The 15,874-nt window shown below is 49.3% G+C and carries 11 protein-coding genes and 1 pseudogene; 5 read left to right on the top strand and 7 right to left on the bottom strand.

The window, feature by feature from the left end; translation table 11 throughout:
- From gntD to C3B51_RS04070, 4 genes are all read right to left on the bottom strand, one after another.
- Positions 1 to 1,032, bottom strand: a complete 1,032-nt coding sequence (gene gntD, locus C3B51_RS04055) for a guanitoxin biosynthesis L-enduracididine beta-hydroxylase GntD (RefSeq protein WP_130244257.1) — start codon at positions 1,030 to 1,032, stop codon at positions 1 to 3.
- An 82-nt stretch (positions 1,033 to 1,114) separates the two neighbouring features.
- On the bottom strand, positions 1,115 to 2,221 hold the full coding sequence (gene vioD / locus C3B51_RS04060; RefSeq protein WP_130244258.1) for a capreomycidine synthase: 1,107 nt from the start codon (positions 2,219 to 2,221) through the stop codon (positions 1,115 to 1,117).
- 75 nt (positions 2,222 to 2,296) lie between these two features.
- Positions 2,297 to 3,349, bottom strand: a complete 1,053-nt coding sequence (locus C3B51_RS04065; protein ID WP_125720601.1) for an efflux RND transporter periplasmic adaptor subunit — start codon at positions 3,347 to 3,349, stop codon at positions 2,297 to 2,299.
- Between the two features lie 2 nt (positions 3,350 to 3,351).
- The gene (locus C3B51_RS04070) at positions 3,352 to 6,438 is read right to left on the bottom strand and encodes an efflux RND transporter permease subunit (protein WP_125720603.1); all 3,087 of its coding nucleotides are present in this window, start codon (positions 6,436 to 6,438) and stop codon (positions 3,352 to 3,354) included.
- Between the two features lie 768 nt (positions 6,439 to 7,206).
- Here C3B51_RS04070 and rluA point away from each other — a divergent pair.
- Positions 7,207 to 7,860 carry a bifunctional tRNA pseudouridine(32) synthase/23S rRNA pseudouridine(746) synthase RluA gene (rluA, locus tag C3B51_RS04075; protein WP_130244259.1) on the top strand — a complete coding sequence of 218 codons (654 nt, stop codon included), beginning with the start codon at positions 7,207 to 7,209 and terminating at the stop codon, positions 7,858 to 7,860.
- On the opposite strand, the pseudogene C3B51_RS04080 reads toward rluA, so the two are convergent.
- Positions 7,838 to 9,163: pseudogene (locus C3B51_RS04080) on the bottom strand (M20 metallopeptidase family protein). The gene rluA and the pseudogene C3B51_RS04080 overlap by 23 nt on opposite strands.
- Before the next feature lie 171 nt (positions 9,164 to 9,334).
- Here C3B51_RS04080 and C3B51_RS04085 point away from each other — a divergent pair.
- Positions 9,335 to 10,537, top strand: coding sequence for an HD-GYP domain-containing protein (locus C3B51_RS04085; RefSeq protein ID WP_125720607.1), 1,203 nt, complete (start codon positions 9,335 to 9,337; stop codon positions 10,535 to 10,537).
- Positions 10,538 to 10,546: 9 nt separating this feature from the next.
- Here the strand turns inward: C3B51_RS04085 and C3B51_RS04090 are convergent, their stop codons facing one another.
- Positions 10,547 to 11,647, bottom strand: coding sequence for a general secretion pathway protein GspB (locus C3B51_RS04090; RefSeq protein WP_130244260.1), 1,101 nt, complete (start codon positions 11,645 to 11,647; stop codon positions 10,547 to 10,549).
- 9 nt (positions 11,648 to 11,656) lie between these two features.
- On the bottom strand, positions 11,657 to 12,571 hold the full coding sequence (locus C3B51_RS04095) for an ExeA family protein (protein ID WP_046003605.1): 915 nt from the start codon (positions 12,569 to 12,571) through the stop codon (positions 11,657 to 11,659).
- A 92-nt stretch (positions 12,572 to 12,663) separates the two neighbouring features.
- On the opposite strand from C3B51_RS04095, the gene C3B51_RS04100 reads away from it, so the two are divergent.
- The 3 genes from C3B51_RS04100 (at position 12,664) to C3B51_RS04110 (ending at position 15,868) form a co-directional block, all read left to right on the top strand.
- On the top strand, positions 12,664 to 13,770 hold the full coding sequence (locus tag C3B51_RS04100) for a tRNA nucleotidyltransferase (RefSeq protein ID WP_130244261.1): 1,107 nt from the start codon (positions 12,664 to 12,666) through the stop codon (positions 13,768 to 13,770).
- Between the two features lie 362 nt (positions 13,771 to 14,132).
- The gene (locus tag C3B51_RS04105; RefSeq protein WP_130244262.1) at positions 14,133 to 14,981 is read left to right on the top strand and encodes an alpha/beta hydrolase; all 849 of its coding nucleotides are present in this window, start codon (positions 14,133 to 14,135) and stop codon (positions 14,979 to 14,981) included.
- The gene (locus tag C3B51_RS04110) at positions 14,978 to 15,868 is read left to right on the top strand and encodes a TolB family protein (protein ID WP_130244263.1); all 891 of its coding nucleotides are present in this window, start codon (positions 14,978 to 14,980) and stop codon (positions 15,866 to 15,868) included. Before C3B51_RS04105 ends, C3B51_RS04110 begins: the two co-directional genes overlap by 4 nt.
- The last annotated feature ends 6 nt before the right edge of the window (positions 15,869 to 15,874 follow it).

Genomic DNA, 15,874 nt, shown 5'->3' on the forward strand with positions numbered 1-15,874 from the left:
TTAAAGGATTGTATGAGAGCTTAAAGTGGCCCTTAACTCCGCAGAGCGACGAATATCTCGCGTCACGTTAATGCGTTTAAACCAGCGATCTGTGCCATCATATTTTGGCAAAAACTTACGTCTGCCATGCACCACCCGATAATTATCCATCAACAAGATCTCACCTGGGCGCAGCGCCAGCTCTTCTATTTTCTCGTCGATTAGAACGATTAGTTTTTTAAAAGCAGCTTGTGCGGCTGGGGTCTCTGGTTCGAGCATAAAATAGGGATCGATGCGGATGAATGGGTCTTTACGATTACCAAACAAAACACTAATTTTTGGCGGGTTTTCATCCCAACTTGTAATCCGTTTATAGGCGTGGCTTAACTGGATATCATTCTCGGCCAATCGCTGGCGTTGACGAAGTTGAGATTCATTTTTCTCTTTGTGGGACTCATCCGGCTTGATAGAGAACTGAGGCTTAAACAGCTCGTCAATTTCATCGTCGCTGAGTTGGGAAAAGTCAGGACTGCCGATAGTAGTGGGGATCATGTCATGGTTGCGTAAACAAAAGAAGGTGCAATAGTCACCGCGATACTCATGAAAAGCATCTTCAATGTGCCACTCTATCTCCTGTAAACTGCCAGTACCAAGCTGCTCATGCTCATCTTTTTTGATAGGCATTACATCATGAATGATTTTGCCGTCTTGCTGTGTAGACCAGGCAAATAGATCACCCAACACTGAGGAATACAAACAAGCTACAATACTTTGTTCGATACCACTTTGGGTGCTTTGATGTGTCCAGTCAGGTGGTGTTGGGCCTAACTGTTGATCGTCGATGTCCAGCCCTTCCACCACAAGGTATTTCACACCTTCAGGTTGGTACTTGAATTCATTTAGTTTCTTCAGCAGTGTGCGCGGAAGATCTTTGTTCCATTGATGCAACTTAATCAGAAAATTAATGTCCTGAAAACTTGTGAATTCCTTTTTAATCACACTCACAAGGGTTGCCAACTGGTCTTTTTCTGTAGAGCTTAATGTAATATGCAATGTCTTCTCCTTGAAGCATTCTTATAAATTATTATTATTCTTTCCAGTGCAGGCCCGATTGCTTATTTTTTTTATCTCGGGTCTATTTGCACAATTCATCTAACGCTTTGGACAGCGTGTCTAACCCCTTTTTGAGCGTCTGCTGTTCAGTACCAAAACCGATCCGAACGTGTCCTGGGCAGTCAAAACATTCGCCCGGCACCAACAGCAATGCATATTGCTCAAACAAAGTATCGCAAAGCGCCTGAGTAGACATTGCCCCTTTAAAACGCGGGAAACAGGTCACACCGCCCCCCAACTCATAAGACTGAAAATATGCCTGGTGGGCATCAAGCCATTGCTGCATTAACGCTCGGTTCTCGGCCGCTTCCTGATACCTGGGGCGATAAAATTTATCGATATTACGCAACACCACATTAGCGAACTTTTCAACAATCACTGACACATATAGGTTGGAGTAATCCTTGTAAATCTGAGCGTCTCTGAGTAGTTCATCTGGCATGATGCACCAGCCGTACCGCAACCCCGGAAAGCCGTAAGCTTTCGAAAAAGTACTGGTCAGAATGCACTTGTCATACAGGGCAATAGGTGTGGGTGTCTGATTGTCGAATTGCAAATCCTCAAACGCCCCATCCCACAATAAAAACGCATCCACACTGGCAACAATGTCGACCAATTCGCGCATTTGCGCCTCTGTGAGGTTTATGCCGGTCGGATTATGAGGAAAATTAACCACCACCATCTTAGTCTGCTGGTTAAGCAGCGCCTTTAGCTGAGTGAAGTCAGGCTGGAAATCGTGCTGCGCCTGAAGCGTCCAGTAAGATACCTTGCAGCCGATATGCTCCGCGATATTGGCATGGCAGTGATAAAAAGGCGACACAGATACGACTTCATCACCTGCCTGCAAAGTGGCATTCATAATCAAAGACAAAGCCTCATTCGAGCCATTACAGGTGATCACGCGCTCTGGGTCTCCAGTGCCCCAGCGCTGTGCGATGATGCGACGGTTTTCATAATCACCAAAAGTCGGGTTATCATGAAAAACGAGGTCATTCAGTTCCGTTGGCTCGAAGTCACTCAATGCCAATAGTTCACTAAAATTATAGTCATAAACACCACTACCACTGATGTCCGTCACATCTGCAAAATATCTGTCTCTATACCAATCTTCTAAATTCGCTGGCTTCATAATCTTACCTATATTTGGGTTAGTTTGATCTTCGGATCATTCATACATCATCCACAGATGCTGCTTATCTCCTCACTACAGAACCTTTATTTTTTGTCCATCCGCAAGGGTTTCAGCACCCTGTAGCACTACTTTGTCACCGGGTTTCAGTTCGGCTTTAATTTCTACCCGATTGCCCACACTCTTACCCAGCTCCACTTTAAACTCAGTGACCGAATTATCTTCATTCACCTTGAACAAGTAGTTGCCATTGGGGAAGATCAGCACGGAATCTTTATTGACCATTAAGGCAGGCTGAGCGTTGTGGCTCGGAATATTTAGCTCAACGCGACTCCCCACAAACAAGTGGCCGTTACACTGGGCACGAAACTCGCCCATACGCACGGTGTCATAACTCACAGGGATAACTTTATGGATAACACACTCATATTCGTTGTCACCATCGCGAACGAGTGTTTTCATTCCTTTGTTTATTTTCTCTAAATCACGAAATGCTATGCGCGTTGAGACTTCCGACAAGCTGGTATTCACAAACGCCATTACATCGGCTCCTTCCTCGGCATACTCCTGTTGCCAGAGAAATTTTTGCGCAACCGTGCCATCAAACGGTGCATAAACCCGCTTCTTCTCGTAGCGAACCTCAGCAATAGCAAGCTGAGATTCCAGTTCATTAATTCTGGCCACAGAGCGGGCTAGCTGATATTCAATTTCATCCAGTTCAGACTGAGAGATAGACTGCTCTTTTGCCAAGTCCAATAACCGATTGCGTTGCTTATTTAAAAACTCTGATTGCGCAATTTCCTGCTGCAACACAGCTTTAGCAACCGCAACCTGGTTTTGCTCAATGCGATCATCCAGTGCAATCAACAACTCACCTTTTTTAATAGCACTGCCCGGCTCTGCCACAAATAGCAGAGCGCCCGAGGATTCCGTCGCGATATGTGCAGCCTCAACAGGCATAACCGTGGCAATGGACCACTTTTGCTCTGATTGCTCAGACAGTTCAACGGTGTCCACAGTTACCGACTTGACCTCTTGTTGTTGTGACCATACAGCCGGACTGGAAAAACCGATCAGTAAAGATGCCACTATGGCGCTCAAATTGCTCAATTTGGTAATTGGGTTCATGCTTAGGACTCTTGTTTATTCAGTATTTTTATTGTTCTTGACTTGATTTGGCCAAACAATTGCAGTCGCAGTACAGCTGGAAGTAGCAATAAGGTAAAGGCACCCGAGAACAGCATTCCGCCGACGATGGCCGCCGCCAAACCACGATAAATTTCACTCCCTGTGCCGGGTAACAGGAGCAAAGGTAACATGCCAAAAACCGAGGTAATGGTGCTGAGGAGAATCGGTCTTAGCCTGGATTCGATAGATAACTCGACAGCCTGTGCTCTGCTTTTACCTTCGTTTTCATGCGCTCTGACACCATAGACCAGCAAGATCGCATTGTTTACCACCAGACCCAGCAGAATGATAAACCCTATCATGGTGATTATGTCTAACGGCTGATACACAAACACATTCAGCAGTTTCAACAGTCCAGCCCCGCCAACCGTTGCCAATGGCACGGTCAGCAATACAATCAGACTGGCTTTGATAGAACGGAATAATCCCGCCATGATTAAAAACAGTAAACAGACCGAAAAAACAAAGTAATCCAGCATCTGAGATTTAACCTTGCGAATGCTATCGGCACTGCCGCCATAATTGATTGCATAACCTTCCGGTAACGCGCGCTGAAGATTTGCAACCACATCACTTTGTAGCTTGGCTTGCAAATCCTCTAACGACATACCCGCAGGAGGCTCGACGGTTAGAATAAACGTTCTGTCTAAATTGACATGCTGGATAACAGCCGGTCCGAACGTTTGGGTAATCTCAACGAGTTCACCCAATGGCACCACCAGATCTTGTGAATTCATCACAGGATATGCTTTTAGTTGCTCGAAGTTTTCCCAGGGCTCGCCACGCAGTACAATGTTTCTTCTGCGGTTACCGTCAAAATATTCTTGAAGATATAAACCATTACCAAATGCCTGCGTTGCCTCTATGACTTCAGCACGGGTAAAACCCAGTTGTGACATACGTGCGGTGTTTGGAATTACAGATAATTCAATTTCTGTCGGCGAGAAGCTGGCCCCTGGATACACGGCTGCGGTTGGCATTTGCGCCTGAATAGCCTCCATAGCCTCTGCTGCACTTTTCGATAACAGTGCCATATCGCTGCCCTGAAAATAGAGCTCCAACGTATCCATTGCACGAAGGTTTTGAAATGCACTTGGCCGATTTACATAGGTCCAGAGATCCGGCATATCCGTGAATATTTCATCTCTTAATAGTTGCTCAAGCCGAACAGCATCTTCTGGGTTGAGCGGTTGGGCAGTAAAACTCATGGAGAATGAAGACTGCATCGAGACAGTATAATTTTTAATTGGCACGGTTGAGTCAGCCTTCAATAAATGACTGACACGCTTGTCGATGAGCGGAATGATGGTGTCGTTGACATACTTAGGATTGGTGCCAGATGGCAAATAAAACGACACGTTAACCTGGTTTTGCTTTAGTGCCGGCAAGTAGTCTGACGACGGCATGAGTACAGGCACCAATGCAACGCTCCCTCCAACCAGCACGGTCACGATAGTCCAGCATTTTAACTGGGTGTTAGTTAAGCGAGACAACATGGCAGCCCAACGCTGCCATAGCGCTTGCCAGGCATCGACTTTAAGTTCATGCACTAACTTAGTAGATAAGATTGGGATCAGCGTTATGGCAACCAGTAGTGAAATAACCACGGAAGCTGCGATAGTAAAGGCCAGATCGACAAAAATTTGTACTTCGCTCTCATTGATCAGTAATACTGGTGAAAATACCGAGACTGTCGTTATCGTTGACGCAATCAACGCCCACACCACTTTGTTTGTACCAACTTTGGCGGCTTTATCAGCATTATCCCCGGCATTGCGTCTGGCGATAATACTCTCAAGTACCACAATAGACGCGTCCAGCACCATGCCTGTCGCAAACGCCAGACCCGCTAGCGAAATCACGTTCAATGTACGCCCACCAACGGCCAGAATAATAAAGGTGATGATGATGGAGGCCGGTATCGCCACCGCGATGACCAGTGTGGTTCGTCCATTTCTAAAAAACAGCCAAACCGGCAAGATAGAAAGCAACAGACCAAAGCCAATATTCTGGATCACGAACTGAATTGCACTACCTATCATCTGTGAGGTGTCATAGGTATGACGTAGTTCCAGTCCCATACCACTGAGTGTCGTGTCATTGAGCTCATTTGCCGCCGCTTTCAGCGCGGCTATGGTATCTAAAGAGCTGGCACCTCTCTCTCGCTGGACATTAAGCGCCACCGCTCTTTTTCCATCAACATAAGTAATATCAGCTGCGTTTGGACGATCTATGCTGATCTGTGCAACGTCTCTCAAAAGTATCGGTGTATCTCGACGCCAGCCAACAATCAGCTCTGACATCTCGTCAACCGACACTTTTCCTACATAGCGCATGTTGTAGCGGCGACGGCTCAGATCAATAAACCCACCAGATATGTCAAACGAATTATCCAGAGCATCGGTCAGATCCCGCAGCTGTAGCTCGAAACGCGCCAAAGCAAAGGGGTCAAAAGTAACGTAGATTTCCTCTTCAGCACCCAGGCCACGTGCAGCATATACACGCGCCACACCGTCAAGAGATTCCAGTTTAGGTTGGACGACTTTCTCTACTACGCTTTGAATATCCAAATTTGGATCACTGCGCTCAGAGGTTTGCAGGTAAAAGGTCGTTAGCGTGGGCATTCCCCCGTATTCACCGCCAATCAGGATTTGAGGTGGCAGTGCTGTGCGAGGCATATTAGCAACGCGACCAATACGACCCACTACGTCTATCAAGGTTTCTTCCATGTTAACGCTGGAGTCAAATTCCAGGCTTAACCAACTGGTTCCTCGCGCCGCATAAGCATTGCTGCGCTTCAGACCTGCAATGCCATCCAGTACTTCTTCTTGAGGTTCTAAAATTTGAGACTCTACTTCCTGAGGGGTTGCAGACTGCCAGACAGTTAGCACATCTATGGAACGGTTGTTGACGTCAGGCATAAACTGCACAGGCAATCTAAATGCAGCGACAGCACCCAATAGTAAAAAAAACAGTAACCACAAAAAGTAAAGCTTACTATTTTGGATCAATATGCCCAGCATATTCATGTCAAACCCACCCTGCTTAATCTAAGCCATTTTTATAATTATTAGAGTTGGCTTACGGCGGGCACTGCACACCATACTGACCGTAAGTCAGATAAGTTTGTACGGAAGGGTGTTGGATACAATGAAGCCCATTGAGCAGCCAATTGCTGCCCTGAAGCGTCTTCTTTCCACAGTCCCAGTGAAAAACCGAAAAACTCACCTTGTCAACTGGATAAAAAATTACCACCCAAGAAAGCAAAAAGTCAACAAACCCAAATTATCGAAAGCAAAAAGATAATGAAAAAAACGAAACAGTTAACATTTTACATTCTGTTAACAAAAAGGCGGATTAGTGATAGCATATCAGCAACACCCCAAATGGCCTTGAAACTTGCTTGCCATTCGATAAAAACCGTTTTTATATCTAAATAAAATATACAGTTACCAACATTGCTAGCATCGACGAACAGGCTTCCACTAACCATATAAATATTTTCATATTAATTGATTCATCAGCGGTATACAGGGTATGGCCGCAACTCACCAATCGGTCAAAAATATTGCAATATTCAGAATAAAAAACAAACAACGCCAATTGAAGGACCTGTCATCTCGACTGCATCCACACTCTAGGTGTACAAATTAAGTTACAAAATCATACAGTTTCGTTAAGTCAGCTCCATTAGGGAGATAGTACACGTCATCCCGCGTGCAATTATGGACCCTCGTATAGCCCTTTGCAGTAGGTCGAGGTAAAATTGCCCCTTTAAACGCCACCCTAGGTTATTCATGTTAGTCAATTACACGCCCCCCACTGAGCCGTATCTTGATATTCTTTATCAGGATGAACAAATGCTGGTATTAAACAAACCCAGTGGCTTGCTGAGCGTACCGGGTAAAGACCCTAAACACTGGGACAGCGTGATCAGCCGGGTCAACCTCGTCTATCCGAATGCAAAAATTGTTCATCGTCTGGATATGGCCACATCTGGGGTACTGTGCCTGGCGATGCACAAAGCTGCACATCGCTTTCTCAGTATTCAGTTTCAGGATCGTCTGACCGCCAAACGCTATATTGCGCGGATCTATGGAAAGTTAGCGGAGTCATGTGGGTCGGTAGACCTGCCCCTGATCTGCGACTGGCCCAACCGCCCAAAACAGATGGTCTGCCACGAGACTGGCAAGCCCTCACTAACGCATTTTGAAGTGTTATCCTATGAGGCACACGCAACCCGGGTCAAGCTGACGCCCATCACTGGACGCTCACATCAGTTGCGTGTGCACATGCTATCTTTAGGTCACCCCATTTTGGGCGACCGACTTTATGCTCAGGACGAGGCACTGGCAGCGGCGTCCCGGCTGCAATTGCACGCCGAGATGTTGCAGATCCGCCACCCAATATCAGAGCAAATAATGACCTTTACAGCGCCGGTGCCGTTTTAAACAAGTCCAGCGCGCTGGCCGTCATCGCGCGCACCCCAGTTTTAATGGTCAGCGGATAATCTGGCGCAAACTTGCTCGAGTGCAGCGATGGCAAAGGCTCGCCCGAGAATTGAGCCTGTCGATATGCCTCAGGCTCAACGCCACCCAGCCAGAAGATGGTTGCCGGGATATTTTCCGGCGTGCGACCGTACAAGCCAAAATCTTCCCCCGCCATCACAGGCTCTGCTTTTACAACCTGCTCATCGCCCAGCTCGGCACGTATGCTTTTTTCTACCCGCACAGCCAGCTCAGGCGTATTGTAGGTTGACGGAATGCTCTCTTCTTCGTGTACATACACGATGGGAGCCAGTTCCGGCGGTAGCCCTGCGCTTTGTGCAATCCCCTTGGTCATGCGCTCCAGCGCCGCAATTTATTGTTCACGCACTGCGGGGTCGTAAGAGCGCAGTGTCAGCTGAAGTTTGACTTCGTTAGAAATGATGTTGTGCTTCGAGCCGCCGTAAATGGACCCCACTGTGATCACCGAAGGCTTAAGTGGTGAAATCTCCCGGCTGGTAATGGTTTGCGCCGCCAGTACAATGCGTGATGCCAGCACCACAGGGTCTACCGTGGTATGAGGATAGGCACCGTGACCGCCCTTGCCGCGAACTATGATGTCTACCGAGTCGACATTGGCCAGTGCATAGCCAGGTGCAATGGCCACCTGACCGGCTGGCAAAGAGGCACTGACATGCAGCCCAAGTACATGGTCGGGTTTGGCAAAGCGACTGAACAACCCCTCTTTGAGCATGGCTTTGGCGCCCGCGCCCACTTCTTCTGCCGGTTGCGCCACCATCATTAATGTGCCCTGCCACTGGTCACGGTTATTGGCCAGCTGCTGGGCGGTGCCGATAAAACTGGTCATGTGAATGTCATGGCCACAGCCATGCATTACCCCAACTTCATTATTGCTGGCATCTTTCACCCGCACTTTAGAGGCATAGGGTTTGCCGGTTTGCTCGACAATCGGCAGGCCATCGGTATCGGCGCGGATCATCACAGTTGGCCCCTCACCGTTGCGCAACAGTGCCACCACGCCATGACCACCAATCTGCTCGGTGACCTCAAAGCCCAGTTGTTTAAGCTCAGACGCCAGCCGCTTGGCCGTTTGCGCCTCCTGATAGGAAAGTTCGGGGTTCTGATGCAAGTGTAAATAGAGTGCTTCAAGCTCAGGTAAAGCCCGCGCAACTTCGGTATCCAGTTGATAAGCCAGCGCGCCATGGCTTGCCAGCACCAGTGATAATGCAGATAGTAGTGTTTTCATCATTGTTATTCTTACCGTTTTTTTGGAATAACCAGCTTGCGAAGAATTGGGGGGAATTGCAACCTCTTTGCGTTATCGCGGAGGTAATACAGCGGATAAAGATGGCGGATTATTCCTTTCTTTCTGCTTAAGCTTTGCTAAGCTTAAAGTCTGAACCACTATCTTGTAACGTCTGTGAAAACGATAACAATCAATGACTTAAAACCAGGCATGTTCGTTGTAGGCGTAACCCGACAAGCCGGTCATGTACGCGTCAAAAGTCAGGGCTGGGTACGTACGCAAGGCGCCATTGAGGCTTTGCAAAAAGCCGGCGTGCTGGAAGTCGAGATCGACCCGGACAAAGCCTTGCAGGCCAAGCAACAAACACAACCCGAACACAGCGAAGCTGCCCAGCAAGACAATGTCACAGTCCACGACCCCTGGCACAAAACCACCAGTGTTGATGCCGAGCTGGACCTGGCCACTGCCCTGTACGAAGAAGCCAAGGGCATTCAGGAAAAAGCCTTTGCGGATGTCAAAGCGGGTAAGGCCATCGCCGTCGAAGAATTTAAACAAACCGCATCCGGATTCATCGATTCGATATTTCGCAATCAGGACGCCCTGGCCTGTATTGCCCGGATCCGCGAAAAAGACAGCTACTTACTCGAACACTCTTTGAACGTCTCAATTTTAATGAGTATTTTTGCCAAACACCTTGGTCTGGAGCGCAATATCATAGAGCAGCTGGCCACAGGGGCGTTGCTACACGATATTGGCAAGATTCAAATCTCTAACGAGATCCTCAATAAACCCGGTAAGCTTAGTGACGATGAATATAATTTAATGAAGGATCACGCCAAATACAGCTATGACATTGTTGCCCAAAGCGGGCTCGGACAGATAGCCACCGAAATTGCCGGGTTTCACCATGAACGACTGGACGGCAGCGGTTACCCATTTGGCAAAAAAGCCGACGAGCTGTCTCAGTATGTTCGCATGGCGGCCATTGTCGATGTGTATGATGCGCTGACCGCCGAGCGGGTGTATAAGGTCGGCCTGACCCCAATCCGCGCCTTTCGCATTTTAAAAGAAGGCACGCCGGATCATTATGATGCAGATCTGCTGGCACACTTTATCAATTGCATTGGGGTCTACCCGGTGGGCACCCTGGTAAAACTCAAAAGTGAGCGCATTGGTATTGTCGCCTCAAGTAACCCAAGAGAGCCACTCAAGCCGGTGGTGAAAGTGTTTTATCACGCCAAAAACATGCTGTACACCGAAGTAAAAGACATCGACTTGGCCGACAAGCGTGTGACCGACGAGCTGGAAGCGGCGATAAAACCGGAAGAGTTCAGCATTGACCTGATCCGCTTTTTCCGCCACACCATGATGCCTTAAAAGGTGTTATTACTCACCTTCGGGCCAGTCCTGCATGGCCTGCAAGGTGAACTCGATACCATCAAAGTCAAACAGCGCCTGCTCGGGGGTGATCTCTACCAATTGCAGAGCGCCCATATTATCGCCCTCGTATAACTCTCGGTTGTTGAGTTTGATCCAGCGTTTCTCGGCGTCTGTGGCATAAATATGCGCCTGATAGCGCAACCTAGGCAAGCTCTCCTGAAGCTGTGGGGACAGTAACTCTACCGGTGTTGCCCGTGCAGATCCTTTGGTGCTGGAGAGCACCTCAGAGACAATGCGCTCCGACTTGGGCGCGGTTTTTTCCACTGCCTGTTCAAAGGCTTTTCTCAGCTCGTCTGGCACATCTGCCAGTGCCTCATCTTGTTGGCGCTGCGCTTCCTGTCGGGCGGCATTCGCGCGGGCTTGCTCAAGTGGCACGCCCAGCACCCGATAACCACTGAGGTCGTCAAGCGGTTGCTGAGCCACTTGTCCCTGATTGGCCGCAAAAACTGGGGCATTATTGGTCTGGTAGGCCGGTTGCGTAGCCGCATACTGAGCGCCTACAGGCTGCTGGATTATCTGGCCATTGGCAGACACTGGCACCAGCTGTTGCGAGTAAACGGGCTGCCCCTGGGAGTCAAACCCGACCTGAACCGACATCCACTGATAATGGATCTGACGCTGCGCACTGTGCATCACAGGATTGATTGCCGGATTAATGCCCTGATTTATAGGTTGATTTACAATTTGTCCGCCTTGTACCACTGCTGGATTGGTCGCCACGACCTGATTAACAGGCGCCGGGGCGGGTGTGTTTACCACCTGAGGCTGTGCGCTTTGCGGTGTCTCAGCCCGCTTATCACCAGCCACGGCAGTGACGTCAGAGCCTTTGTCTGCAACGCTTGCGATGACCTCTTCTTGTGGCTCCCCCTGAAAGGCTTCACCGACAAAGTAACCGGCTCCCAGCGCACACACGCTGATGAGTGCGCCTCCCAGAGTAAGGCTTAAACGGCGATAAAAGCGAACCTGTTGCTCATGACGTGATTGTTGGTAATCCTGCTCTGAGTCGATTTGTTGAGATTGTTTTAATGCATTGATTAGGTACGACATATCACACCACTAAAAAATATACGAAAGACCGAAGCCACACATAAACATGGCAGCTACCCAGCCTGAAACCAGCACCGGCATATTAACTTTTTTCTCGCCGGATTGCGGCACCAGATCCAGCGGCAGCGCTTCTTTGGCGGCCTGCATGGCAATGGTCTTAGTCACAACCTGTTGCTGTGCGGAATATGCCCCCAGTAAACACCGGTCGGCCAGCAAATTGATCAATCTGGGGATCCCGGCAGTCACCTGATGCATATAGGCAATGGCCTGAGGTTCAAACAAACTACTCTGGCAGCCTGCTTTATTAAGACGGTGCTTCACATAAGCAAAAACCTGCGACTCGGTCAGCGGCAGCAGATGATAACGCGCCGTAATGCGCTGTGCCAGCTGGCGCAGCTCATTGCGCTTGAGCAGCTGTTGCAACTCCGGCTGACCCACCAGCACTATCTGCAGCAGTTTTTTATGGTCGGTCTCCAGATTAGTAAGTAATCGCAACTGCTCCAGCACCTCTGCCGCCAAGTGTTGTGCTTCGTCGATGATCAACATAGTGTGACCACCGCGCTGATGATTATCCAGCAGCCGCGCCTTAATCACATCGGTCAGTGATTTCAGGGTTGCGTTTTGCGCATCATAGTCGATGTTCAGTTCATCGCAGATACTCGCAAGCAGCTCCATTTCCGACAACGCCGGATTGAGAATAAACGCCACCTGCGTGGACTCAGGTAGTTGCGCCAGCATGCTGCGGGTTACGGTGGTTTTACCCGTCCCCACTTCGCCGGTTAGCAGCACAAAGCCGCCGGCATCACCCAGGCCGTAAGTCAGATGAGCAAGCGCTTCCTTATGGCGTTCGCTTAAGAACAAAAACTCCGGGTTTGGTGCTATCGAAAACGGCTTTTCGGTCAGACCAAAATAACGTAAATACACGGCTCGTCTCTTTCTTGTTAGAATGGGGCCTATAATGGCAAAAAAACGGCACAAGTTAAAACCTTGTTTGCTTTTTCAATACGGAATTTACCATGAAAATTTACCTGGTCGGTGGCGCAGTACGTGATCAACTCCTTGGACGTCCTATTCTGGAGCGCGATTATGTGGTGGTCGGCGCAACCCCTGAGCAAATGCAACAGCTTGGTTATCAGCAGGTTGGCAAAGACTTCCCGGTCTTTTTACATCCCGAAAGTAAAGATGAACATGCACTGGCCCGCACCGAAAGAAAACAAGGACAGGGCTACACCGGGTTTATCTGTGATTTTGCCCCCAGCATTACTCTGGAAGAAGATTTAATGCGCCGCGACCTCACGGTTAATGCCATTGCCCAGGATGAGGACGGCACCCTCATCGACCCTTATCATGGCCAGCAAGACCTTAACGCCCGGGTGCTGCGCCATGTCAGCGACGCATTTGGTGAAGATCCCTTGCGGGTATTGCGGGTCGCCCGCTTTGCCGCTCGCTATCATCACCTTGGGTTTACCATCGCCCCCCAAACACAGGCCCTAATGCAACGCATGGTTGATAACGGTGAACTGGCAACGCTCACCAAAGAACGGGTATGGCAGGAAATTGAAAAATCCCTCAAAGATGGCGCTATCGAGGTTTTTTCCGAAGTACTGGCCAGTCTCAGCGCGCTTTCTTTAGTCATGCCATGGCAGGGTACCTGGACGAGCGACGACAGCCAGCGCCTTAAAACCTGCACCAGTAAGCTGGATAAGCAAGATGATGACTACCTGCTGACAAGCTTTACCCTATGGCAACATCGCGCGCAGCTCAATGGCTATCAACTGGAGCAGGACTTTAAAATCCCCAAGGCCTACTGCGAAGCACTACGCGACCTGCAAACGGCGTTACCTTTATTGCACAGTACTGACTGGCAGGCGCACACCGTGATGCAGCTTTTCAGCGCGCTGGATGCCTGGCGAAGACCACAACGCCTGACACAGATGTGCAAAGCCGCGAGGACCTTTAGCGATAAGCTGGCACAGCGCTGTGACCTGCTGGCACAAGCCCATCAGCTGGGTGCTAAAGTGAATGCCCGAGAGGTTATTGCGCTCGGTTTTAAGGGCCCGCAAATCAAAACCGAAATGGACAAGCTCAAAACGCAAGCCATCAGCGCCTTGTTTGAGGGTTAGGGCACTACTGCAATCAGCGAACTACCGCCTGCAACGATCCTGGCGTTATTGCGCTGATCATGACAGCTATTGCTATGCAAACTGACAGAGCAAAGCAATAGCTTTACCACCTTTCACTATGTCAGTATCCGCCAAAGACGCGTGCTCAGCCTGACGGAACACGCTCATACCGCCTGACCCCAGCCCCAAGCCGATTTGACATAAAATATAACCTTTTGAAAGTAATGCTTTTAATATCAAGATAAAAAATTCAGCCGAATATCAAGGAAACATCATGTGTTTTTCCGGCTGGCAATTACAGTGTCGTTATCCGCGGTGACAGGCTTGTTCACACCGTGACCTTCAACCACTGAGGAACGACCATGACACAAAGCATTATTATCTTGATTTTTGCACTGCTGTTGCCGATGAAGCTGCTGGCCGGCAACGAGTCTGTGCCCTATAAAATACCCCGCACCCAGGTTGTTCAGCTTACTCAGGCTGGCACCGAACGGACGTATGAGCTGGTTATTCAGCTGCCCGAGAGTTATTCGGCACAAAAGCAGCACCCTGTGCTGTATTACACCGATATGACCTGGCACATCGAAATGCTGGCCTCTGCCGCCTACTTTTTAATGGAAGAGGTGATCCTGGTCGGTATTTCCTGGCAAACCAATATGCCAGCACCTTTGCTCAAAGAAGAAGGCGTGCATGTCAGCCGCTACCGTGATTACTCCTTCGCCTCCTCAACCAAGCCCGAGAGTCAGGCAAAATATCAGTTTGGCGGGGCCAACGCCCATATCGACTTTATTCGCAATCAGGTCAAACCCTACATTGCACAGCACTATCGCGTTAAACCTGGCAGCGACAGTTACTTTGGCTACTCCCTGGGCGGGTTATTTGGCGCTTATACTTTACTGACCCAGCCCGATACCTTTAACAACTATCTGCTTGGCAGCCCGTCGGTGTGGCGGCTAACGCAGCTACTCGAAGTGACCAACCAGACAAACGCCAAAACAAAAACCCATGTCTATTTGTCGCACGGCAGCCTGGAAGACAAGCTGAGCCCGCATGTCAAAGGGCTGTTTAACTTTCTTAAATCAACAAACAATCCCCAACTAGATATTGAGCTGGCCGAGATAGACGGCACCCATCAAACCGCCGCCCCGCTGACGGGGGTGCATGCGATAAAATGGTTGTCAGAGCGCACAGCACAAGGAGCAGCACTATGAAGAAATCACTGGTACTTACGACCATTGCATTAAGCACCTTGCTCAGTGGCACGTTAGCGCAGGCAAAGGATGAGTTTGGCACCATCACCGGCCCACTGATGGGCCAAACCCCACCTGGCATGACCGCAGAGCCCTTTGCTCCAGGTATTGTTTCAAAGGCAGGCTGGGAACTGGAAGGCGTCTTTGCCCCCGGTATGCAGGAGTTTTACTTTACCCTTGACCGGGGTGTCTATGAAGGACCCAACAAAACCGGTTTTCGGCCAACTGTGATTGGCTTCAGACAGCAAAACAACACCTGGGTGAAGTTCACCGAGTTTTTACGCACCGGCGAAGTGAGCTTCTCGCCCGATGGTCAGCGCATGCATATGGCCGAAGGCTACCGGGACCGCCTGGGCAACGGCTGGACAGAGCGGCAAAGTCTGGGCCCCATGTTTGACCGCGAAGACTGGGGCATTATGCGCTTGTCTGCATCCAGCAAAGGCACTTATGTCTTTGATGATTATAAAAACGAAGTGGTGCGTATCTCCAAGCTCAAAGATGGCCAGCGACAAGCACCCAAGGTCATGAGTAAGGTGGTAAATTCAGGCGCCATGACCGCTCACCCCTTTATCGCCCCCGATGAAAGCTACCTGATCTGGGACAGCGAACGCGAAGACGGCTTTGGCGATTCCGATCTTTATATCAGTTTTAAACAGCAGGACGGCAGCTGGGGAAAAGCAATCAATATGGGCGCAGCCGTCAACTCAGATAAGTGGGATGCCTACGCCACAGTCACCCCCGATGGTAAATACCTGCTCTTTAACCGCGGTGTCAGTGACGACAACAAAAATGTTGATGTCTACTGGGTCGATGCCAGCATCATAGACATTCTGAGGGCTAAACAGTAAGTACTT

Origin of the sequence: Pseudoalteromonas rubra, from assembly GCF_004212645.1 — a bacterium.
Classification (GTDB): Bacteria; Pseudomonadota; Gammaproteobacteria; order Enterobacterales; family Alteromonadaceae; genus Pseudoalteromonas; species Pseudoalteromonas rubra_G.